Here is a 20070-nt window from a genome sequence, read left to right on the forward strand (position 1 = left end):
AGACCCCCATGTTCGAATTTCTTCGCAACCTGCGCGGCAACGCCGCACCGGACCAGAAGCGCTCGCGCGTCGGGCCGCTCATCGCCCTGCATGAGGCGGGGCGAGCGGTCTGGACGCCCCGCGACTATGTCGCCCTCGCGCGCGAGGGTTATGAGCGCAATCCGGTCGTGCATCGCTGCGTCCGTGTCATCGCGGAGGCGGCGGCGCAGACGCCGCTCATCGCCAAGGTCGGCCAGCGTGAGGTCCCCGAGCATGCCGCTCTGGCGTTGATCGAGAAGCCGAACCCGCGCCAGGGCGGCATCGCTTTCCGCGAAATGCTGTTCGGCCACCTGCTCGTTGCCGGCAATGCCTATGTCGAAGCGGTCGGGACCGGCGGCGAACCGCGTGAACTCTATGCCTTGCGGCCTGACAGGATGCGTGTCGTTCCGGGCCGCGATGGCTGGCCGGAAGCGTATGACTACGCCGTTGGTGGCGAAACCGTACGCTTCCGGCAGGATGAGAGCGCGCTGCCGCCGATCCTGCATCTGACGTTGTTTCATCCGGTCGACGACCATTACGGCCTTTCGCCGGTCGAGCCGGCCGCGACCGCGCTCGACATCCACAACGCCGCCAGCAACTGGCACAAAGCGTTGCTGGACAACGCCGCGAGACCCTCCGGCGCACTCGTTTATGACGGGCCGGACGGCGCGACGCTGACCGAGGCGCAGTTCGACCGGCTGAAGCAGGAGCTGGAGGAATCCTTCCAGGGCGCCCGCAATGCCGGCCGCCCGCTGTTGCTGGAAGGCGGCCTCGACTGGAAGCCACTCTCGCTGACGCCGGCCGAGCTCGATTTCGTCGCGGCCAAGGGCGTCGCCGCGCGTGAGATCGCGTTGGCCTTCGGGGTGCCGCCCCTGCTGCTCGGCATGGCCGGCGACAACACCCACGCCAATTTCGCCGAAGCCAACCGCGCGCTCTGGCGCCAGACGGTCATCCCGCTGGTCAGGCGCACGGCGCAGTCCATGGCGCAGTGGCTCGGGCCGGCTTTCGGCGACGACCTTGTGCTCGAGCCCGATCTCGACGCCGTCGAGGCACTGGCCGACGAGCGGGAATCGTTGTGGCGCCGGCTCGGGGCCGCGAGCTTCCTTGACGAAAACGAGAAGCGCGAGGCGGTCGGCTACGGTCGCCGCGACGCAGGCGAGGGCTCCGCATGAACCTGCTCGAACAGGTCATCACGGCCTTTGTCGGCCGCGCCGATGTGGGCCACCTCGGCCTGCTGTTGTGGGCCGCCAGCGCATCGGGCCTCGCCTGGCTGGTCCTGCGCGAGTTGACGGCGGCGAACCGTCGCTTCGACGATTTCGTCCGCGAACTCAATCGCTTCAATGCACGTCACGAGGGAGAAAAGCCATGAAGGGAACCGAACGGGGCAGGCCTCCGTCGCGGCCGGGTGCGCCGCGCCAGCAGTCCGATACCACGCGACCCACCACCGGAACGCGCGAGACCTTCAGCCGCTTTGTCAGCAATCTGGCGAAACTGGAAAGCGAGCGGGCGCGATCCGGCAAGGGCGAGGCGCGCCGGTGACGAACCTCACGCATCGCCTTCCGATCGAAGCCAAGCTTCTGCCGTTGCAGCCGACCCGCATCGCCCTCGACGGCACGTTCGAGGGGTATGCCAGCCTGTTCCGCGTGCCCGACCTTGGCAAGGATGTGGTCGAGCCCGGCGCCTTCCGCGAAAGCCTGGCGCGGCGCGGTGCGGCCGGCGTCAAGCTGCTCTGGCAGCATGATCCGGCCGAGCCGCTCGGCCGCTGGTTAGGCCTGATCGAGGACAGCCGTGGCCTGTTCGTCCGAGGCCGGCTTTCGCTCGCCGTCGCCCGCGCCCGCGAGATTCACGCCCTGATGCGGGATGGAGCCATCGACGGGCTGTCGATCGGTTTCCGGCCTGAAAAATCGCGAAACGAGCCCCGCACCGGCCTGCGCCGCCTGGAGCGTGTCGACCTCTGGGAGGTCTCGATCGTCACCTTCCCGATGCTGCCGCAGGCGCGGATCAGCGCGGTCAAGGCCGCCTACCAACCCGTCGCTTTCGCCTGAATGTTCACCCCCAAGGAGAATCCATGACCCATTTCGATCACGCTCCCGAAAGCAAGGCCGCCGGCGCCGACGTCTCGCTGGCTTTCGAGGATCTGCGCTACACGCTGGAAAGCTATCGCGCCGCCAATGACGAGCGCCTGGCCGAGCTCGAGGCTCGCCATGGCGCCGATCCGCTGACCGAGGAGAAGCTCACCCGCATCGATGGCGCGCTCGACGACGCCATGCGCCGGATCGACCGCCTGACTCTGGACCGCTCCCGCCCTGCGCTCGGGCAGGAGGGCTGCTCGCGCGATCCGCTCGTCGCCGAGCACAAGGCCGCCTTCGCCGCCTATGTCCGCACCGGCGAGGCCGGCGGCCTGAAGCGGCTCGAAGCCAAGGCCCTTTCGACCGGCTCCGGCCCCGATGGCGGCTATCTGGCGCCGTCGACCGTCGAAGGGGAGATCCTGCGCCGCCTCGCCAACGTCTCGCCGATCCGCTCGCTGGCGACGGTACGGATGATTTCGTCCGGCACCTACAAGAAGGCGTTCTCGACCACCGGGCCGGCCTCGGGTTGGGTCGGCGAGACGGCGGTTCGCGCACAGAGCGCTTCGCCGACGCTGGCCGAGCTGTCATTTCCGGCGATGGAACTCTACGCGATGCCGGCGGCGACGCAGAGCCTGCTCGACGACGCCATCGTCAACATCGACCAGTGGATCGCCGAGGAGGTCGAGAGCGCCTTCGCTGAGCAGGAGGGCGCCGCCTTCGTCAATGGCGATGGCGTCGACAAGCCGAAGGGCTTCCTGGCCTATCCGACGGTTGCCGATGCGAGTTGGAGTTGGGGCAATATCGGCGTGCTGAACAGCGGCGCTGCCGGCGCTTTCCTCACGTCGAACCCATCCGATGTTCTGATCGACCTCGTCTATGCGCTGAAGGCCGGCTATCGCCAGAACGCCTCCTTCGTGATGAACCGCAAGACGCAGGCCGCTATTCGCAAGTTCAAGGACGCGAATGGCAATTATCTCTGGCAGCCGCCGGCTTCGGCCGGCGCGCCGGCGACGCTGCTTGGCTTCCCCCTGGTCGAGGCGGAAGACATGCCCAACATCGCCGCCAACGCGGTTTCGATCGCCTTCGGCGACTTCCGCCGCGGGTACCTGGTCGTCGACCGGGCGGGCGTGCGCATCCTGCGTGACCCCTATTCCGCCAAGCCTTACGTGCTGTTCTACACGACCAAGCGCGTCGGCGGCGGCGTCCAGGACTTCGCGGCGATCAAGGGTCTGAAGTTCGCGGTCTAACGCGAAAACCACCAGCTCCATTCGGAGCTGGCCTGCGGCCGGGCGTTTTCGTCCGGCCGTGTCTCGCTGCCGAGCGCGAGAAGGCGGGCGCTGCCCTGCGAAATCCAGTCGCGGAAATCGCCGACCGGCGTGATCGCGGTGAAGCCGCCGCAGATCAGCCGGGCCCGCGTCTTGAGCGGGCCGCTCGACCAGCTCACGATACCCACGAGATCGCGGGAGCGGGCATCGCCCCGGATGACGGGCCCGCCGGAATCGCCCCGGCAGGCGCCGGCTCCGGGCGTTTCGCCCCGCGAGTCCACGTCGACAGCGACCTTTACGGTGTTCTGCGTGGTGTAGTTGCCGACATTGACCAGTTGCGTCTCGCGTAGCTGCCGGGCGCTGCGCTTGTTGTTTTCGGAGGAGAGGCCGTAGCCCGCCATGGTCACTGTCTCGCCCTGCCAAAGCCCGCCGCCGAGCGAGAGCGGCTCCATATCGTCGGGCAGAGGCTGGGCCAGACGCAGCAAAGCGAGATCGGTGCCGGGCTGGGTGCGTGGCGTCGTGCCGGGCACGAAACTCGGATGCGGCAGAACGGCGATGACCAGCTGTCGGCGCGCCTTGAAACGCGCATCGAGGCTGACCACGCTGATCGATCCACCATCCATCAGGCAATGGGCCGCCGTGAGCACGATCCGCGGCGCGATCACCGCGCCGGTGCAAAGCTCGCCGCGGCTGGTCTCGACACGGACGGTCGAGGCCCGCGTGCCCTGGACGTCACGCGGAGTGACGCCGCCAACGACCGCGAGAGCCGGCTGGGCAGCCGCCATCGCAAGAGAAAAACCGAGAAAACCAAGCGAGCGCGACAGCATGGGCCACATCGTTGACAACGGCAGACCAATCTAGAACAGACCGCGCCGCAGTCCAGCGTTTCCGTCAGGACCCCGGCGACCAACGCGCGCTCTCGCCCCATTGGCCGAGGACCGTGTCGATCCAGCCACGTTGCGGCGCCAGCAGCACGCCTTGGCTCAGCAGGCCGCATTCGCGGCCGGCCGGGCCGGTCGACCAGCTGCTGATCGCGACGACGCTCATATTGTCGAAGATCGGCCCGCCCGAATCGCCTTGGCAAGCACCGGCGCCAGGTCTCTTTCCTGCGCCCGTCGGATCCGCCGCCCAGATCAGGATCTTGCCGGGGCCGTAGGGCTCGATCGCCTGCAACCGTGCCGAGCGATAGGTGCCGGTCGTTTTCGCTTCGCGTTCCTGCGAAACGCCATATCCCGCAAGCGTGAGCGCTGTGCCCTCGCGCGGTGCGGCCGCGCCGTCGAGCGTGGCCGGCGCGAAGCGGCCCGGCAAGGGTTCGGCAAGGCGTATCAGCGCGAGATCGATCGAGCGGCGCCTGTTGGTGACGGCCTTCGCATTGAATTCCGGATGGAGGCTGGTCGCGGCTGGCGTCACCAGCATCGGCTCGCCGGCCTCGCGCCAGTGAACCCGCAGCTCCGTCCCGCCTGCCGCGCAATGCGCTGCGGTCAGCACCGTCCGCCGCGATAGCACGACGCCGCTGCAAACGCCGCCGCGGGCATTGAGCACCATCACGGTCGAGGCTTCGGCCGGCCCGCCTTCGCGGCCACCCACCACCGCCTGCGCCGGCGCTGCCGAGAGCGCGCAGGCGAGACCCAAAACCCATTTCGCGATGTGCATCGAACGCTCCTCTTAGAGCGGAGATAGCGCGTCGCCCGCCGCAATTGAACCCGCAACGGAGCGATCATGACGCCGCTAGCCCTGGAGCCGCCGGCCGAGGAGCCGGTTTCGCTCGCCGAAGCCCGGCAATTCCTGCGCCTGGACAATACCGACGAGGACGACCTTCTTTCGATGCTGATCACTGCGGCGAGGCTGATGGTGGAGGCCGCCTCGGGTCGCTGCCTGATCGACCAGCATTGGCGCATCGTCCTCAACCGTTGGCCGCAGGCCGGTCAGATCCGCCTGCCTTTGTCGCCTGTCAGCGCGATGGTCGCCGCCCGTGTCTACGACACGCTTGGCCTGGCCCAGGCGGTGGGGGCGGGAGCGCTGGCGCTGGACCGGTTGGCGGATCCGCCACTGATCCGCGTCGCAGGCCCGGCCCCCGAAACCGGCCGCGATCACGGTGCGATCGAGATCGATGTGGTCGCCGGATTCGGGCCGACGGCCGCCGACGTGCCGGCGCCGCTGCGACAGGCAGTTCTGCGTCTCGCAGCGCGCTGGTTCGAGGAGCGTGGCGATGTCGCAAGCCGGGACGCTCAAGCTCTGCCGGCGCCTATTGCTGCTTTGGTCGCCCCCTATCGACGAGCCAGGCTGTGACGGCGGGGCGAGGGCAGCCCGGCCTTGGTGGGATGCGGCGAAGGCTCATGCTGGAGGCGCCGGTGGAGACGGCCGACGGGCTGGGCGGGGCGACGCGTGGCTTCACCACCGTCGCGGCGCTGTGGGCCCAGGTCGAGTGGCTGAACGGCGCCGAGCATTGGCGGCAGGGTCGCGCCGAGCAGACCGGCAGCTACCGCATCACGATGCGCTGGCGCGGCGATGTCGATGCCGGAAAGCGTTTGCGCGACGGCGCCCGAATTTTCGAGATCCGCGCCGCTGCCGACCCCGATGGAGCCCGTCGGCGACTGCTCTGTCTGGCCGAGGAGGTGACGCCATGAGCGACGCAATCCCGGCATTGCGCGCTGCCGTCCATGCGCGGCTCGCGGCCGACGCTGCCCTGACCGCGCTGATCGGCGCCGACCGCATCTTCGACGAGGCGCCGCGCGCTCAGCGGGGCCTTTACGTGGTGCATGGCGAGGTCGAAGCGCGCGACTGGTCGACCGGCACCGAACCGGGCTGCGAGCAGGATTTCGCGCTGGTCGTCTGGGCAGGCCAGAGCGGTTCGTCCCGACAGGCGCTGGAAGCTGCGGGCCTGATCGTCACCGCGCTGGACGATGCCGATCTGGCACTGAACGGCCACGCCCTCGTCAATCTGCGCTGGCTGTCGAGCCGCCTGGCGCGCGAGCCGCGCAACGGCCTGCCAAGCGTCACGCTGCGTTTCCGTGCGGCGACCGAGCCGGCCTGATTCAACTCAACGACCAAAGGAGAGCCGCATGACGGCACAGAAGGGCAAGGACCTGCTGCTCAAGGCGGCGGACGGGGAGGGGGCTTTCGTCACGGTTGGAGGGCTGCGCGCCCGGCAGATCGCGTTCAATGCCGAGACGGTCGACGTCACCCATTCCGAATCGGCCGGTCGATGGCGCGAACTGCTGCAGGGAGCCGGCGTGAGGCGGGCCGCCGTCAGCGGTTCCGGCATCTTCAAGGACGGCGCATCGGACGCGCTGGTCCGCCAGACGTTCTTCGACGGCACGATCCGGGAATGGCAGCTGATTGTGCCGGATTTCGGCATCATCCAGGGGGCCTTCCAGCTCACCAGCCTCGAATACCGGGGCGACCACGCGGCCGAGGTCACCTTCGATCTCTCGCTGGAATCGGCCGGCATCCTCGCCTTCACCGCGCTCTGAGGAGATCACGATGGTCAATCGTCACCGCGGCGAAACCGCGCTCATGGTCGAGGGAGAGGCGCTGCCGATGCGCCTGACGCTGGGCGCGCTGGCCGAACTCGAGCACGCTTTCGCCGTCGACAGCCTGCCGGCGCTGGGGCAGCGCTTCGTCGGCGGGCAGCTTTCGGCGCGCGATATCATTCGCATCATCGCAGCCGGCCTGCGCGGAGCGGGAAAGGCGATCCGCGACGAGGATGTCGCAGGCCTGCCTTTCGACGGCGGGCTTTCCGGCGCGATCAAGGCCGCGATCGGCCTGTTGGAAGCGACCTTCGGCGACGGCGAAACGGCCCGCCCTCCGCAGCCGCCGGAGCACTGAGCGCCCCGGCGGCATTTCCGTGGGCCGAGGCGATGGCGTTCGGCCTCGGCAGGCTCGGCTGGCCGCCCGATCGCTTCTGGGCCGCGACACCGCGAGAACTCGCGGCCGCGATGCGACCGCATCTCCGGTCGCGCGGCCCGGCAGCACCTGACCGCCTCGCGCTCCAGGCTCTGATCGCAGCCTTTCCCGACGGCTGACCCGGTGACTTGAATCAATCTCTGAAGAGGATGCCATGGCAGATGACGACGTTTTCGACACCGGCCGACTGGCCGACTTCAAGGCCATGGACGGCCTGACTCAATCTCTCAGCCGCTCGTCTGAAAGCTTTGGTAAATCGATCGTAAACGCGTTTTCACGTGGCGTGGTCGAAGGCAAGCGCTTCGAGGACGTGTTGCGCAGCGTGGGTCGCTCGATGAGCAGTAGCCTGCTCAAGACCGCCCTGAAGCCGCTGCAGAGCGGTATTTCCGACCTGCTCGGCAGCGGCATCAAGAGTCTGTCCGGTCTGTTCAGCGGCGGGTTCGGCAGTGGCGGCGGCGCGAGCGTCCCGGTCGCGCCTTTCGCCGAGGGCGGCATCGTCGCCTCGCCCTCCTATTTCCCGACCGGACGGGGCCTGGGCCTGATGGGCGAGGCTGGCGCCGAAGCCATCATGCCGCTGTTGCGCGGCCCGGACGGGCGTCTGGGCGTGCGTGCCGGCGGCGGTGCCGCTCGTCCCTTGGCCGTCACGGTGCAGGTCTCGACGCCCGATGCTGAAAGCTTCCGACGCTCGGAGGCGCAGGTCTCGGCCGCGATCGTGCGGGCCGTTGCCCGTGGCAGCCGTGCACTCTGAGGTGAGGGGAGGTTGCGATGACCGATTTTCACGAGGTTCGCTTTCCGCTCGATGTCGCCCGGGGTGCCCGCGGCGGCCCCGAGCGGCAGACACAGATCGTCACGCTCGCCTCCGGGCGCGAAATCCGAAACAGCCGCTGGGCTCATTCGCGCCGACGCTACGATGCCGGGCTTGGCGTGCGCTCGTTCGACGCGCTGGCGGCGGTGGTCAGCTTCTTCGAGGAGCGGCGCGGCAGGCTCTATGGCTTCCGTTGGCGCGACAAGCTCGATTGGAAGAGCTGCCCGCCCTCGCAGGCGCCCACCTCTACCGACCAGCTGATCGGGACCGGTGACGGGGCGACTGCCAGCTTCCAGCTTTGCAAGAACTACGGGAGCGGCCAGCAGGCGTACCGGCGCGACATCGCCAAGCCCGTCGAAAACACCGTGCTTGTTGCGGTGGATGGCGTGGCCCAGCCGCCGGGCGCTTTCACCTGCGACGCGACGACCGGCCTCGTCACCTTTGGTGCAGGGCATCTTCCGCCGGCCGATGCGAGCGTTACAGCCGGCTTCACCTTCGACATCCCCGTCCGTTTCGACACCGATGCGATCGAGGTCGATCTGTCCGCCTTCGAGGCTGGCGAGATCCCACGCATCCCGGTGGTCGAGATCCTGCCTTGAGGTGCCCATGCGCGACATTCCCGCAGCTCTTGCCGCCCATCTCGAAGGTGTCGCCACCACTATGTGCCGCTGCTGGAGCCTGGCGCGGCGCGACGGTCTGGTCCTGGGCTTCACCGATCACGACCGCGCGCTTGCCTTCGAAGGCGTCGATTTTGCCGCCGCGACGGGCCTGGATGCAGCCGAAGCCACTGGCGAGCTCGGGTTCGCGATTGGCGGCGGGGAGGTCACCGGGGCCTTCGCCGCGGCTGGGTTAAACGAGACCGATCTGGCTCGCGGCCTTTTCGACGATGCGCGGTTGCGCATCTGGCTGGTGAATTGGGCCGATCCGCAGCAGCGTGTTCTGCTGGACGAAGGCTTCGTTGGCGAGGTGAGGCGCGGCGAAACCGCTTTCACCGCCGAAGTGCGCAGCACCGCCAAGGCCTTCGACGAGGAGCGTGGCCGGCTCTATCTGCGCAGCTGTGCCGCCGATCTGGGCGATGCGCGCTGCGGCGTCGCGGTGGCGCCGGCTCAGGCCTTCGCCGAGGCGAGCGACGGTCGCTTCTCGCTATCCGCCTCAAGCCTCGGCGGCTACCCGGACGGACATTTCACAGGCGGTCGCCTCGTTTTTACCTCCGGTGCGAATGCCGGCTTCGTCACCGAGATCAAACTGCACGGCGTCGAGGGCGACCGGGCGGTGTTCCAGCTCTGGCAGGCGCCGCCTGCGCCCATCGTGGAAGCCGCTGGCTTCAGCGTGACGCCCGGTTGCGACAAGAGCTTCGCCACCTGCCGGACCAAGTTCGGAAACGGCCCCAATTTTCGCGGCTTTCCGCACATGCCGACCTCGGATTTCATCATTGGCGGGGTCAGGCCCGGCGATGGAGCGCTCGACGGCGGGAGCCTGTTTCGATGAGGCGCGTGGATATCGTCGCCGCCGCGCGGCTTTGGCTGGGCACGCCGTACCATCATCAGGCCTCGCTGCGCGGCGTGGGTTGCGACTGCCTGGGGCTCGTCAGAGGCGTCTGGCGCGACCTCTGTGGTCCGGAGCCGGAAGCGCCGCCGGCTTATTCGCCGCATTGGGCAGAAAGCCTCGGACAGGAAACGCTGGCGCTTGCCGCCGCGCGCCATCTGGTGCCGCTGGCGCCCGAACAGGCGAAGCCCGGCGATATCCTGCTCTTTCGCTGGCGAGAGCATCTGCCCGCCAAGCATTGCGCGATCCTGAGCGCGGATACCCGGATCATCCACGCCCATGACGGGGCGGCGGTGACCGAGGTTGCGCTGACAGGCTGGTGGCGGCGCCATCTCAGCCATGCCTTTTCATTTCCCGGAGTGAGCGACTGATGGCGACGCTTCTTCTGCAGGTGGCCGGCGCCGCTCTCGGCACCGCCTTGGTCGGGCCCGTCGGCGGGGCCATCGGTCAAGCGCTAGGCGGCCTGGCCGGCGCCAGCCTCGACCAGGCCTGGCTCGGCGGCTCGGGCGGCTCCAAAGCCGTCGAAGGGCCGCGGCTGAAGGAGGTGAACGGCCTCGCCGCCACCGAGGGCGCCGCAATCCCGCGCGTCTATGGGCGCGCGCGGCTCGGCGGACAGCTGATCTGGGCAACGCGGTTCGAGGAGGAGGTCAAGCTCTCGATCACCCGCACCAAGAGCGGCGGCAAGGGCGGCAAGGCGCAGAAAACCTACGAGACGACCTACAGTTACCACGCCAATCTCGCGATCGGCCTTTGCGAAGGCCAGATCGCCTTCGTCCGGCGGATCTGGGCCGATGGGCGGGAACTCGACGTGCAGACGGTAGCGATGCGTGTGCACCGGGGCGAGGAAACGCAGGAGGCCGATCCGCTCATTCTTGCCAAGGAGGCGGGCGAAGCGCCGGCTTATCGCGGCCTCGCCTATGTGGTGTTCGAGCGGTTTCCGCTGGCCGATTACGGCAACCGCATTCCGCAGTTCGAGTTCGAAGTCGTGCGCGAAGTCGAGGGGCTTGGCGGCATGATCCGCGCGGTCACCCTGACGCCGGGCGCCGGCGAATTCGTCTACGACATCCGTCCTGTCAGCCACGAGCCGGAGCCGGGCGTCACCGAGAGCCTGACCCGCCACCAGCTCTATGGCGGGTCTGACGTCGACACCGCGCTGGGCCATCTCGTGGCGCTCTGCCCCAATCTGCGCCGGGTCTCGCTGGTCGTGTCCTGGTTCGGCGACGATCTGCGTGCGAGCGCCTGCACGGTCGCGCCGCGCGTCGAGGTCTCCCACAAGCCGACGGTCGGCGCGGAATGGTCGGTCGCCGGGCTGACGCGCAGCACGGCGCGCCTCGTCAGCCAGGTCGATGGCCGCCCCGCCTTTGGCGGCAGTCCTTCGGATGAAAGCATCGTCGCCCTGATCCGCCGCCTGCGTCTCGATTACGGGCTGGAGGTCGTGCTCTACCCCTTCCTGATGATGGATATCCCGGCCGGCAACGCGCTGCCGGACCCGTATTCCGGCGTCTCGGGGCAACCGCGTTACTCTTGGCGCGGTCGCATCACCTGTGATCCGTCGCCGGAGCGCGCCGGCACTCCTGAAGGCTCGGTGGAGGCGGATGCCCAGGTTGCAGCCTTCATCGGCTCAGTCACGCCGGGCGATATCGGCGGCTCGGGCAGCGTCGTGACCTGTACCAAGCCCGAGGAGTGGTCCTTCCGGCGCCTCGTCATGCACTGCGCGAAGCTGGCCGAGCTTGCCGGTGGGGTCGAGGGTTTCGTGATCGGCTCGGAACTCGTCGGGCTGACGCGATTGCGGGGCGCGAGCGGCTATCCGATGGCCGGCCACCTCGCCGCGATCGCGGCCGATGTCCGCACCATCCTGCCTGCCGCGACGCTGACCTATGCCGCGGATTGGACCGAGTACGGCGCCGATGTCCGCAACGGCGGGCAGGATATCGACTTCCCCCTCGACGCCGTCTGGTCGCACCCGGCGATCGGCGCGATTGGCATCGACTGGTACCCGCCGCTGTCGGACTGGCGCGATTCCGGCGATCATGCCGATGCCGAGATGACGCGGGGGCCGGCCGACCTCGACTATCTCCGTTCGCGGCTGACCGCAGGTGAGGCCTATGACTGGTACTATGCCGACGAGGCGGGACGGGTCGCGCAGCAGCGCCTGCCGATCGCCGATGGCGCCTACGGAAAACCTTGGCTCTTCCGCCCGAAGGATCTCGTCGGCTGGTGGAGTCATCCGCATATTCGGCGCTTCGCCGGCACAGAGACCACGGCAACGGCTTTCGTGCCGGGCGAAAAACCGATCTGGCTGACGGAAATCGGCGTTCCCGCCGCCGACAAGGGCGCGAATGCGCCCAATGTCTTTCCTGATCCCAAATCCACCGAGGGCGGACTGCCGCCGTTTTCAAGCGGCGCGCGTGACGATCTCGTGCAGGCGCGCGGCCTTGAAGCGATCATCTCCGGGTTCGATCCAGCCTCGAGCGGCTTCGATGCGGCGCGCAATCCGGTCCATCCCGTAACCGGGCTGCGCATGGTCGATCCGTCGCATATTTTCGTCTGGAACTGGGATGCGCGGCCTTTCCCGGCCTTTCCCGCTCTGTCCACCATCTGGGCCGATGGCGGGAATTTCGAGACGGGACATTGGCTGAACGGGCGGCTCGAAGGCACGCCCGTCGACCGGCTGGTCGCGAAACTGCTCGCCGATTTCGGGCTGCCTGCGGCGGACCGCATCGCGGTGGACGGCTTTCTCGACGGCTATGTCCTCGACAGGCCGCTTTCCGCGCGGCAAGCGCTGGAGCCTCTGGCGCAGACGTTCGGCTTCGACGCGGTGATGAGCTCCGGCCGGTTGCGCTTCGAGGGGCGCGGGGGGACCGTCAAACGGCAACTCGGGTCCGATGACCTGATCCTGGATCGCGATGGTGAGGCGTTCACACTGCGCCGGGCTCAGGAAACCGAACTGCCGCTCGAATTGCGGCTCGGCTTCTCCGATAGCGAAAACGATTATCGCAGCGCGGCTGCTCGTTCGCGGCGTCTGGCGGGCGCGGCGCGGCGCGAGGTTGCGGTCGAAACGGCCATCGTGACCCGTCAGGCGGAGGCCGGCCGCCTCGCCGATCAGCGGCTTCAGGAAGCCTGGGCGGCACGCGAAACCCTGGAGTGCGAGATCTCTCCGCGCTGCCTCGATCTGGAGCCGGGCGATGTCATCGCCTTAAAGGTCGGAGCGGGTGAAAGACTGTTCCGCATCACCCGCATCGCGGACGGCCCGACCCGACGCATCTCGGCTCGGCTTGTCGAACCCGCGATCTATAGCAGCTCGGGGGCGAAGGGAGGCGACAGGCCCATCCGACTGCCGCCGCCCCTGCCTGGCCGACCGCTGATCGTGCCGATGGCGCTGCCTTTCGTCGTCGGCCAGCCGCCGACGCTGGTCTCCCTCGCCGCCTTCGCGTCCCCATGGCCCGGCGCGCTCGCCGTCTGGCTGGCCGGCGAGACGGGCTTGTTCGAGCCGCGCAGCTTCGTGGAGGCGCCATCGATCGTCGGGGAAACGCTGACCGAGCTTCCGCCCGGGCCGATCTGGCGCAGCGATCGGCATGCGGCGGTGGATGTCCGGCTGCGGGGCGGTGTGCTGTCCTCGGTCCCGCTCGAGGCAGCGCTGGCCGGCTCCAATGCTCTGGCTTTGGTCGACGATGCCGGCGAGATCGAACTTGTCACCGTGGCTGATGTCGAACTGATCGGCCCGCAGCGCTTCCGTCTTTCCGGTTTCGTGCGCGGGCTGGGTGGCTCCGAGGCCGCGGCCGGCCGGCATCTCGGCGCAGGCGCCCGCGTCGTGGTCCTCGACGGGTCGGCGCTGTCCCTGACGAGCGATCTCGCGGACATCGGCCGGACCTTGCGGTTGCGGATCGGCCCCGCGCGCCACGATGTCGGCGACACGACCATGGTCGAGATCACTGTCCCGGTCGAAGGGTCCGCATTGAAGCCCCTCTCGCCCGTGCAGGTGACGGCAAGCCGCACGGAGACGGGCATCGCGTTGAACTGGCTCCGACGGACCAGAGTCGATGGCGATAGCTGGGAACTGAGCGAAGTGCCGCTTGGCGAGGAGACCGAACGCTATCTCCTCGATATCTTCGATGGCACCGGCAGCGTCAGGTCCGAGACCATTACCGAATCGCGCTGGCACTATTCGAACGAACAGGAGTTCGCCGATTTCGGGGTGCCGCTGGCCGCGATCGACCTCTCGCTCAGGCAACTGAGCGCGGTGGTCGGCGCCGGCCATGAATGGCGTGGACGGGTCGCCATCCGCTGAACTAGGCTGAAGGCAGGGTTTGCGTGGACATTCATGACGCGTTCACGCGTGCAAGGTTAGCCCGATGTCGATGATGCCGGCCGAACCTCTTTTCGCCTTTGCATTGCTGGCTTCGCAGCCGGCGGCGCCGGTGCTGCGCGTTGATGATCCGGCTCCGATCTCCTGTCTGTCGTCCGAGGAGACGCGCGACGCAGTGTCCGACGGCAAGGTGATCCAGCCCGCGGAGGCCTCGCGAAACGCACGTCATGCGGCGCCGGGAGAACTGCTCCGCATTCGGCTTTGTCGGCAGGGTGAAGACTATGTCTACGTCGTCACCACGATGAAGCGCGACGGCCGGGTTGCGCGCGTGACGCTGGAAGGGCAATCCGGCAAGGTCGCCACCATCCGCTGACGGCGGGCCGATTTCGTAAAACGGGAGTGCGAACACTGTGAGACTGCTCGTCGTCGAGGACGACAAGGACCTCAATCGCCAGATCGTCACCGCGTTGGAGAACGCCGGCTATGCCGTCGACAAGGCTCTGGACGGCGAAGAAGGGCTCTATCTCGGTGAGACCGAGCCCTATGACGCGGTCATTCTCGATCTGGGCTTGCCCAAGGTCGACGGTGTCGCCGTGCTGCAGGCCTGGCGCCGGGCCGGCAAGACCATGCCGGTTCTGATCCTGACCGCGCGAGACCGGTGGTCGGACAAGGTCGGCGGCTTCGATGCCGGCGCGGACGACTATGTCGTGAAGCCGTTCCACGTCGAGGAATTGCTGGCGCGCGTCAGGGCGTTGCTGCGCCGCGCCGCTGGCCATGCGACATCCGAACTCGTCTGCGGGCCGGTGCGCCTCGACACCCGCGCGAGCCGCGTCGTCGTGGATGGCAACCCGGTCAAGCTGACCTCGCACGAATACCGCCTGCTATCCTATCTGATGCATCATCAGGGCCGCGTGGTTTCGCGCACGGAGCTGGTCGAGCATCTTTACGACCAGGATTTCGATCGCGATTCGAATACGATCGAAGTGTTCGTCGGCCGACTGCGCAAGAAGCTCGGCGTCGACATCATCGAGACGGTGCGCGGCCTCGGTTACATCGCAGCCGCTCCCGAAAAGGTCTGATCGCAGGACATGCCGCTGCGAGACATGCCGCTGCAGGACATGCCGCTCAGGAAGCGCCGCTATTCGCTGGGCACGCGGCTGTTCCTGTCGGCGGCTCTGAGCTGTATCCTCATCCTTGTCCTCGCCGGCCTCGGTCTAACCACCTTCTATCGCCGCTCTGCCGAGCGCGGCTTCGATGAGCGGCTTTCGGTCTATATCAAGGAGCTGGTCGCCGACCTCGCGGCGCCGCCCGAGACCGAACGGCAGGCGATCGGCGATCTGGGCGAGCCACGCTTCGACCTGCCGCTTTCGGGTTGGTACTGGCAGATTCTGCGTCTCGACGGCGACAAACCCAACGTCCGCGCCTCGCGCTCGCTCGTCGGCGGCCAGTTGCCGAAGCTTCTCGACCAGGGCATCGCGCCCAACAATCGCGGGCTGCGCGAAAGTTACGTCTCCGGCCCCGACGACCGGATGCTGAGGGTGCTGGAGCGCGAGATCGACGTCGGCGAGGACGGACGGTTCACGGTCGCGGTTGCCGCACCGGCCGACGAGATCGAAGGCGATATCCAGGATTTCCGCCTGGCGCTGACGCTGACATTCGTCCTGCTCGGGCTGATCCTCGTCTCCTCGACACTGATGCAGGTCCGCTTCGGGTTGCGCCCGCTGGTGCGGCTGCGGGCGGCCGTCGGCGCGGTCAGGACGGGGCAGGCGCCGCGCATCGCCGGGGAATACCCGCCCGACCTTGCTCCGCTCGCCGGCGAACTCAATCAGCTGATCGACGCCAATCACGAAATTCTCGAACGCGCCCGCACTCAGGTCGGCAATCTCGCTCATGCGCTGAAGACGCCGCTCAGCGTCATGCTGAACGAGGCCGAGGCGCAGCCCCGGGATACGCATCTGGCCCAGACCGTCGGAACCCAGGCCGCGATCATGCGCGATCAGGTGCAGTATTATCTCGATCGTGCCCGGGCGGCGGCTTTATCGGGCGCCCTTGGCGGCATGACGGAGGTCGTGCCCTCGCTCGAAGCCTTGCTGCGCACGTTTATGAAAATCACCCAGGATAAGGGCATCCGCGGGGTTCACAGCGTGCCGGCGTCGCTGCGTTTTCAAGGCGAAAAGCAGGATTTCGAGGAGATGCTCGGCAACCTGCTGGACAATGCCTTCAAATGGGCGTCGGAGAGCGTGGACGTTTCCATCGAGCCCGGAAGCGGAGAGGCCGGCAAGCCGATGGCGATCCTGATCGACGATGACGGCCCGGGCCTGCCCTCGGATGCGATGGCGGAAGTCCTCAAGCGTGGCCGGCGTCTGGACGAGACGACCCCGGGCTCGGGGCTCGGCCTCTCGATCGTCGTCGATCTCGCCAAGCTCTATGGCGGGGCTGTGACCTTGCACCGTTCGCCTCTCGGCGGATTGCGCGCGCGCCTGGCGCTGCCGTCTATCTGAATGAGACTGCGTGACCCTTTGTCACCATGAACCGGCCATCGCAATTGGCTAAGAACGCCGCATGATGATCTGGGCGATCCTTGCAGTGCTGACGGGGGCGGCGATTTTCGCGCTGCTCTGGCCGCTGAGCCACGGCGCCGAGCCTGCTTTCGCCGATACGGCCGACGCCGCCAGCCTCTATCGCTCGCAACTGGAAGAGATCGATCGGGATCTGGGGCGGTCGCTGATCGGGCCGCAGGAGGCTGAGGCAGCGCGCGCCGAAGCGGCGCGGCGTCTGCTGCGGTCGGCAGCGGACCAGACGCAGCCAGCCGGCGAAACCGAGCCTTCCCTGCGGCGCCGGCGGGCAAGCTCGGCTTTGATGCTGTCGGTCGTGCCGCTCCTCGCGCTGGTCGTCTATGGAATCTACGGGTCTCCGAACGTGCCCGACCAGCCGCTCGCGGAGCGGCTGGTCGCAGCGGGACCGCAGCAGGACTTCGCACTCGTCTTCGCGCGGATGGAAGCACACCTGGCCGCTCATCCGACCGACGCCAAGGGTTGGTCCCTGGCCGCCCCGATCTACATGCGGCAGGGCCGCTACGAGGACGCCGAGCGGTCGTACGCCGCCGCGATCCAGTATGGCGTGGCGGATGCCGACATTCTGGCCGGCCTCGGCGAATCTCGGACGCTCGCGGCAGCCGGCGTCGTCACCGCCGCCGCCCGCGAGGCGTTTTCGAAGGCCTTGGGCAATGATCCCGCGAACCCCCGCGCCCGCTTTTACCTGGGCATTACCAAGGAGCAGGATGGCGACCAGGCCGGCGCCGTGACGGCTTTGCGGGGGCTGCTGGAAAGTGCGCCACCCGGCGCGGACTGGGCCCCGATGGTTCAGGCCAGGATCGAAAAGCTCGAAGGCGGCACAAGCCGTGACGCGATCGCCTCTTTGCCGCCGGAGCAGCGCGAGGTCGCGATCAGGGGCATGGTGGATGGCCTCGCCGAGCGACTGAAAGGCGGTGGCGGCACATTGGACGAGTGGACGCGGTTGATCCGTGCCCGCGCTGTGCTGGGACAGACTGCGCAGGCTCAGGCGGGCGTGCGCGATGCGCGGAAGCGTCTGGCAGGCGACCCTCCGGCTCTTGCGGCGATCGATGCCTTGACCGATGAACTGGCCTTGAAGGAGGCCAGCCCATGACGATGGCACAACCGGCTCGGCCGATGCAGGCCAAACGGCGGATGACGCGCAAGCAGCGCCGTCTTGCCTTGATTGCAAGCGCGGGAGCTGTCCTTGCCTTGGCCCTCGGGCTGGTGTTGTTCGCCATGCGCGACACGATCGTGTTCTTCTATGGGCCGACCGAGATCGCTGAGAAGGGCCTCGCGCCTGGCGCGCGTCTGCGGCTGGGCGGTCTGGTCGAGACCGGTTCCGTCAAACGCGGCCCTGGCCAGCAGGTTTCCTTCGCGGTCACCGACGGCAAGAATGCCGTTCAGGTCAGCTATAGCGGTTTGCTTCCCGATCTGTTCCGCGAGGGACAGGGCGTCGTGACGGAAGGTGTGCTCGAGGGGGCGGGACGCTTCAAGGCTGATTCAGTGCTGGCCAAGCACGATGAGAAATATATGCCGCGCGAAGTCGCCGATACGCTGAAGAAGCAGGGCCACTGGCAGGGCGAAGCCGGCGCTCCAGCGCCGGCAAGACCATGAGTCGGCGATGATCGTCGAAATCGGCCATTATGCGCTGGCGCTGGCGCTTGGAGTTTCCATCATCCAGGCGCTGGTGCCGCTCTGGGGCCTGTCGCGGCACGATCGCGCCTTGGCATCGGTCGGGGCGAGCGCCGCCCTCGTCAGTTTCGGGCTGGTCGCACTGTCCTTCGCCGCGCTGGTCATCTCTTATGTTCGCTCCGATTTCTCCGTCGGCAACGTCGTCGCGAACTCGCATTCGGCCCAGCCGCTGCTCTACAAATTCACCTCGGTATGGGGAAATCACGAGGGCTCGCTGTTGCTGTGGGTCTTGATCCTGACCCTGTTCGGGGCGCTGGTCGCGCTATCGCGCAATTCTCTGCCGCCACGGCTGCGGGCAGGTGCGTTGGCGACGCAGGGTCTGATCGCGGCCGCTTTTCTGTCCTTCACCCTCTTCACGTCGAACCCGTTTCAGCGGCTCGTGCCTGCTCCGGCCGAGGGGCAGGACCTCAACCCCATCCTTCAGGATCTCGGCCTCGCGATCCACCCGCCGCTGCTTTACGTCGGCTATGTCGGGTTCTCGATGACCTATGCCTTTGCGGTAGCGGCGCTGATCGACGGGCGCATCGACGCGATGTGGGCACGCGCCGTGCGCCCCTGGACGTTGCTGGCCTGGATCTTCCTGACGCTCGGCATCGCAATGGGCTCGTACTGGGCCTATTACGAGTTGGGCTGGGGCGGCTGGTGGTTCTGGGACCCGGTCGAGAACGCCTCCTTCATGCCCTGGCTCGCGGGCACGGCGCTGCTTCATTCCATCGTCGTCATGGAGAAGCGCGACGCGCTCAAGGTCTGGACGATCCTGCTGGCGATCCTGACCTTCTCGCTCTCCCTGCTTGGCACCTTCATCGTCCGCTCCGGCGTGCTGACCTCGGTTCACTCCTTCGCCAGCGATCCGGCGCGCGGACTTTTCATCCTTCTGATCCTCGTCGCCTTCGTCGGCGGCTCTCTCGCCTTGTTCGCCTGGCGGGCGCCTTTGCTCCGGCAGGGGGGCCTGTTTGCGCCGGTTTCGCGGGAGAGCGCGCTGGTCGTCAACAATGTCTTCCTGGCGACCGCTTGTGCCACCGTCTTCATCGGCACGCTCTACCCGCTCGCGCTGGAAATGCTGACGGGCGACAAGATTTCCGTCGGCGCGCCGTTTTTCGACGCGACCTTCGTGCCGATCATGGTGCCGCTGCTGCTGATCCTGCCGATCGGCCAGTCGCTGGCGTGGAAGCGGGGAGATCTGCTCGGCGCTGCCCAACGCAACGCCGCCGCTTTCGGACTGGCGCTGGTTATTGCGCTGGCACTGATCGCCTTCACGCGCGGGGGTCCCGTGCTGGCGCCGCTCGGCGTCGGGCTGGGCTTTTTCCTTGTTCTCGGTGCTGGCTTCGACATCGGCGAGCGCGTTGTGGCGCGGGCGAGCGGCTGGCCGGCCATTCTGTCGCGGGCCAAGGGCCTGCCGCGCTCCGCCTGGGGTTCGGCCTTCGCGCATGCCGGTGTAGGCCTGAGCATCATCGGCATAGCAGCCTCCGCCTGGAGCAGCGAGGCGATCGGAACGTTGAAGCCGGGCGATAAGCTGACGGCGGGCAGTTACACCGTCGTGCTGGAATCGATCACCCCCCGCAGCGGCCCCAATTTCCGAGCCGATGTCGCGCGTTTCCAGCTCTATGCCGGCGGGCAGGAGCTGGCGCCACTCGAGGCCTCCAAGCGGGTCTATACCGCTCGCGCTACGCCGACGACGGAGGCGGGCATCCGCACGCGATGGCTGAGCCAGGCCTATGTCAGTCTCGGTGAGGTTCAGGATGGCGGCCTGGCGGTGCGTCTCTACGACAAGCCGCTGATCCTATTGATCTGGATCGGTGCGATCGTGATGGCGCTCGGGGGAGGGCTGTCGCTGACCGACCGCCGCTTCCGCCTCGCGGCCCCCCGCCGCGCTGCGCCCATCGCCGCCCCCCAGCCGGCGGAGTGAAGC

24 protein-coding genes are annotated in these 20070 nt (G+C 67.7%); 22 read left to right on the plus strand and 2 right to left on the minus strand.

Annotated features, from left to right (window positions below):
- Positions 1 to 8: 8 nt before the first annotated feature.
- From AC1DR6_RS09215 to AC1DR6_RS09235, 5 genes are read left to right on the plus strand one after another with little or no spacing between them, the layout of a single operon-like run.
- Positions 9 to 1190, plus strand: coding sequence for a phage portal protein (locus AC1DR6_RS09215; RefSeq protein ID WP_476828894.1), 1182 nt, complete (start codon positions 9 to 11; stop codon positions 1188 to 1190).
- Positions 1187 to 1387 carry a hypothetical protein gene (locus tag AC1DR6_RS09220; protein ID WP_476828895.1) on the plus strand — a complete coding sequence of 67 codons (201 nt, stop codon included), beginning with the start codon at positions 1187 to 1189 and terminating at the stop codon, positions 1385 to 1387. The genes AC1DR6_RS09215 and AC1DR6_RS09220 overlap by 4 nt, the downstream gene beginning before the upstream one ends.
- A complete protein-coding gene (locus tag AC1DR6_RS09225) occupies positions 1384 to 1557 on the plus strand; it encodes a hypothetical protein (RefSeq protein WP_476828896.1) in 174 nt (57 codons plus the stop codon). The genes AC1DR6_RS09220 and AC1DR6_RS09225 overlap by 4 nt, the downstream gene beginning before the upstream one ends.
- Positions 1554 to 2063, plus strand: a complete 510-nt coding sequence (locus AC1DR6_RS09230; RefSeq protein WP_476828897.1) for an HK97 family phage prohead protease — start codon at positions 1554 to 1556, stop codon at positions 2061 to 2063. The genes AC1DR6_RS09225 and AC1DR6_RS09230 overlap by 4 nt, the downstream gene beginning before the upstream one ends.
- A 23-nt stretch (positions 2064 to 2086) precedes the next feature.
- A complete protein-coding gene (locus AC1DR6_RS09235; RefSeq protein ID WP_476828898.1) occupies positions 2087 to 3334 on the plus strand; it encodes a phage major capsid protein in 1248 nt (415 codons plus the stop codon).
- Here the strand turns inward: AC1DR6_RS09235 and AC1DR6_RS09240 are convergent.
- Both AC1DR6_RS09240 and AC1DR6_RS09245 read right to left on the minus strand, forming a co-directional pair.
- Positions 3331 to 4179 carry a S1 family peptidase gene (locus AC1DR6_RS09240; RefSeq protein WP_476828899.1) on the minus strand — a complete coding sequence of 283 codons (849 nt, stop codon included), beginning with the start codon at positions 4177 to 4179 and terminating at the stop codon, positions 3331 to 3333. The two genes, AC1DR6_RS09235 and AC1DR6_RS09240, sit on opposite strands and share 4 nt — an antisense overlap.
- A 64-nt stretch (positions 4180 to 4243) precedes the next feature.
- Positions 4244 to 5005, minus strand: a complete 762-nt coding sequence (locus AC1DR6_RS09245; RefSeq protein ID WP_476828900.1) for a S1 family peptidase — start codon at positions 5003 to 5005, stop codon at positions 4244 to 4246.
- Between the two features lie 66 nt (positions 5006 to 5071).
- Here AC1DR6_RS09245 and AC1DR6_RS09250 point away from each other — a divergent pair, with 66 nt between their 5' ends.
- From AC1DR6_RS09250 to AC1DR6_RS09330, 17 genes are all read left to right on the plus strand, one after another.
- The gene (locus AC1DR6_RS09250; protein ID WP_476828901.1) at positions 5072 to 5641 is read left to right on the plus strand and encodes a head-tail connector protein; all 570 of its coding nucleotides are present in this window, start codon (positions 5072 to 5074) and stop codon (positions 5639 to 5641) included.
- A 32-nt stretch (positions 5642 to 5673) separates the two neighbouring features.
- The gene (locus AC1DR6_RS09255; protein WP_476828902.1) at positions 5674 to 5979 is read left to right on the plus strand and encodes a phage head closure protein; all 306 of its coding nucleotides are present in this window, start codon (positions 5674 to 5676) and stop codon (positions 5977 to 5979) included.
- On the plus strand, positions 5976 to 6386 hold the full coding sequence (locus AC1DR6_RS09260) for a DUF3168 domain-containing protein (protein WP_476828903.1): 411 nt from the start codon (positions 5976 to 5978) through the stop codon (positions 6384 to 6386). Before AC1DR6_RS09255 ends, AC1DR6_RS09260 begins: the two co-directional genes overlap by 4 nt.
- 28 nt (positions 6387 to 6414) lie before the next feature.
- Positions 6415 to 6825: a phage major tail protein, TP901-1 family gene (locus AC1DR6_RS09265; RefSeq protein WP_476828904.1), complete on the plus strand. Its 411-nt coding sequence runs from the start codon at positions 6415 to 6417 to the stop codon at positions 6823 to 6825.
- 10 nt (positions 6826 to 6835) lie between these two features.
- Positions 6836 to 7180, plus strand: coding sequence for a gene transfer agent family protein (locus tag AC1DR6_RS09270; RefSeq protein WP_476828905.1), 345 nt, complete (start codon positions 6836 to 6838; stop codon positions 7178 to 7180).
- Positions 7177 to 7377: a phage tail assembly chaperone gene (locus tag AC1DR6_RS09275; RefSeq protein WP_476829004.1), complete on the plus strand. Its 201-nt coding sequence runs from the start codon at positions 7177 to 7179 to the stop codon at positions 7375 to 7377. The genes AC1DR6_RS09270 and AC1DR6_RS09275 overlap by 4 nt, the downstream gene beginning before the upstream one ends.
- A gap of 35 nt (positions 7378 to 7412) precedes the next feature.
- Entirely contained in the window at positions 7413 to 8006 is a 594-nt protein-coding gene (locus AC1DR6_RS09280) for a phage tail tape measure protein (protein WP_476828906.1), read from the plus strand.
- A gap of 17 nt (positions 8007 to 8023) precedes the next feature.
- Complete coding sequence (locus AC1DR6_RS09285; protein WP_476828907.1) at positions 8024 to 8662, plus strand: phage distal tail protein, Rcc01695 family; 639 nt, start codon at positions 8024 to 8026, stop codon at positions 8660 to 8662.
- Positions 8663 to 8669: 7 nt separating this feature from the next.
- On the plus strand, positions 8670 to 9551 hold the full coding sequence (locus tag AC1DR6_RS09290; protein WP_476828908.1) for a DUF2163 domain-containing protein: 882 nt from the start codon (positions 8670 to 8672) through the stop codon (positions 9549 to 9551).
- Positions 9548 to 9979, plus strand: coding sequence for an NlpC/P60 family protein (locus tag AC1DR6_RS09295; protein WP_476828909.1), 432 nt, complete (start codon positions 9548 to 9550; stop codon positions 9977 to 9979). The genes AC1DR6_RS09290 and AC1DR6_RS09295 overlap by 4 nt, the downstream gene beginning before the upstream one ends.
- Positions 9979 to 13896: a baseplate multidomain protein megatron gene (locus tag AC1DR6_RS09300; RefSeq protein ID WP_476828910.1), complete on the plus strand. Its 3918-nt coding sequence runs from the start codon at positions 9979 to 9981 to the stop codon at positions 13894 to 13896. Before AC1DR6_RS09295 ends, AC1DR6_RS09300 begins: the two co-directional genes overlap by 1 nt.
- Positions 13897 to 13960: 64 nt before the next feature.
- Positions 13961 to 14287 carry a PepSY domain-containing protein gene (locus tag AC1DR6_RS09305; protein ID WP_476828911.1) on the plus strand — a complete coding sequence of 109 codons (327 nt, stop codon included), beginning with the start codon at positions 13961 to 13963 and terminating at the stop codon, positions 14285 to 14287.
- Positions 14288 to 14324: 37 nt separating this feature from the next.
- Positions 14325 to 14993, plus strand: a complete 669-nt coding sequence (locus AC1DR6_RS09310) for a response regulator transcription factor (protein WP_476828912.1) — start codon at positions 14325 to 14327, stop codon at positions 14991 to 14993.
- 9 nt (positions 14994 to 15002) lie between these two features.
- A complete protein-coding gene (locus AC1DR6_RS09315) occupies positions 15003 to 16415 on the plus strand; it encodes an ATP-binding protein (protein ID WP_476828913.1) in 1413 nt (470 codons plus the stop codon).
- A 61-nt stretch (positions 16416 to 16476) separates the two neighbouring features.
- Positions 16477 to 17580, plus strand: a complete 1104-nt coding sequence (gene ccmI / locus AC1DR6_RS09320; RefSeq protein WP_476828914.1) for a c-type cytochrome biogenesis protein CcmI — start codon at positions 16477 to 16479, stop codon at positions 17578 to 17580.
- A gap of 41 nt (positions 17581 to 17621) precedes the next feature.
- Complete coding sequence (gene ccmE / locus AC1DR6_RS09325; protein ID WP_476829005.1) at positions 17622 to 18083, plus strand: cytochrome c maturation protein CcmE; 462 nt, start codon at positions 17622 to 17624, stop codon at positions 18081 to 18083.
- Between the two features lie 7 nt (positions 18084 to 18090).
- A complete protein-coding gene (locus tag AC1DR6_RS09330; protein ID WP_476828915.1) occupies positions 18091 to 20067 on the plus strand; it encodes a heme lyase CcmF/NrfE family subunit in 1977 nt (658 codons plus the stop codon).
- Positions 20068 to 20070 lie beyond the last annotated feature (3 nt).

It is taken from the genome of Allobosea sp. P5_A5 (assembly GCF_056400625.1).

Bases quoted from the DNA above. Each gene is read 5' to 3' on its own strand.
- AC1DR6_RS09215 (WP_476828894.1), top strand. From the start codon at position 9: ATGTTCGAATTTCTTCGCAACCTGCGCGGCAACGCCGCACCGGACCAG.
- AC1DR6_RS09220 (WP_476828895.1), top strand. From the start codon at position 1,187: ATGAACCTGCTCGAACAGGTCATCACGGCCTTTGTCGGCCGCGCCGAT.
- AC1DR6_RS09225 (WP_476828896.1), top strand. From the start codon at position 1,384: ATGAAGGGAACCGAACGGGGCAGGCCTCCGTCGCGGCCGGGTGCGCCG.
- AC1DR6_RS09235 (WP_476828898.1), top strand. From the start codon at position 2,087: ATGACCCATTTCGATCACGCTCCCGAAAGCAAGGCCGCCGGCGCCGAC.
- AC1DR6_RS09240 (WP_476828899.1), bottom strand. From the start codon at position 4,179: ATGCTGTCGCGCTCGCTTGGTTTTCTCGGTTTTTCTCTTGCGATGGCG.
- AC1DR6_RS09245 (WP_476828900.1), bottom strand. From the start codon at position 5,005: ATGCACATCGCGAAATGGGTTTTGGGTCTCGCCTGCGCGCTCTCGGCA.
- AC1DR6_RS09250 (WP_476828901.1), top strand. From the start codon at position 5,072: ATGACGCCGCTAGCCCTGGAGCCGCCGGCCGAGGAGCCGGTTTCGCTC.
- AC1DR6_RS09255 (WP_476828902.1), top strand. From the start codon at position 5,674: ATGCGGCGAAGGCTCATGCTGGAGGCGCCGGTGGAGACGGCCGACGGG.
- AC1DR6_RS09260 (WP_476828903.1), top strand. From the start codon at position 5,976: ATGAGCGACGCAATCCCGGCATTGCGCGCTGCCGTCCATGCGCGGCTC.
- AC1DR6_RS09265 (WP_476828904.1), top strand. From the start codon at position 6,415: ATGACGGCACAGAAGGGCAAGGACCTGCTGCTCAAGGCGGCGGACGGG.
- AC1DR6_RS09270 (WP_476828905.1), top strand. From the start codon at position 6,836: ATGGTCAATCGTCACCGCGGCGAAACCGCGCTCATGGTCGAGGGAGAG.
- AC1DR6_RS09280 (WP_476828906.1), top strand. From the start codon at position 7,413: ATGGCAGATGACGACGTTTTCGACACCGGCCGACTGGCCGACTTCAAG.
- AC1DR6_RS09285 (WP_476828907.1), top strand. From the start codon at position 8,024: ATGACCGATTTTCACGAGGTTCGCTTTCCGCTCGATGTCGCCCGGGGT.
- AC1DR6_RS09290 (WP_476828908.1), top strand. From the start codon at position 8,670: ATGCGCGACATTCCCGCAGCTCTTGCCGCCCATCTCGAAGGTGTCGCC.
- AC1DR6_RS09295 (WP_476828909.1), top strand. From the start codon at position 9,548: ATGAGGCGCGTGGATATCGTCGCCGCCGCGCGGCTTTGGCTGGGCACG.
- AC1DR6_RS09300 (WP_476828910.1), top strand. From the start codon at position 9,979: ATGGCGACGCTTCTTCTGCAGGTGGCCGGCGCCGCTCTCGGCACCGCC.
- AC1DR6_RS09305 (WP_476828911.1), top strand. From the start codon at position 13,961: ATGTCGATGATGCCGGCCGAACCTCTTTTCGCCTTTGCATTGCTGGCT.
- AC1DR6_RS09315 (WP_476828913.1), top strand. From the start codon at position 15,003: ATGCCGCTGCGAGACATGCCGCTGCAGGACATGCCGCTCAGGAAGCGC.
- ccmI (WP_476828914.1), top strand. From the start codon at position 16,477: ATGATGATCTGGGCGATCCTTGCAGTGCTGACGGGGGCGGCGATTTTC.
- ccmE (WP_476829005.1), top strand. From the start codon at position 17,622: ATGACGCGCAAGCAGCGCCGTCTTGCCTTGATTGCAAGCGCGGGAGCT.
- AC1DR6_RS09330 (WP_476828915.1), top strand. From the start codon at position 18,091: ATGATCGTCGAAATCGGCCATTATGCGCTGGCGCTGGCGCTTGGAGTT.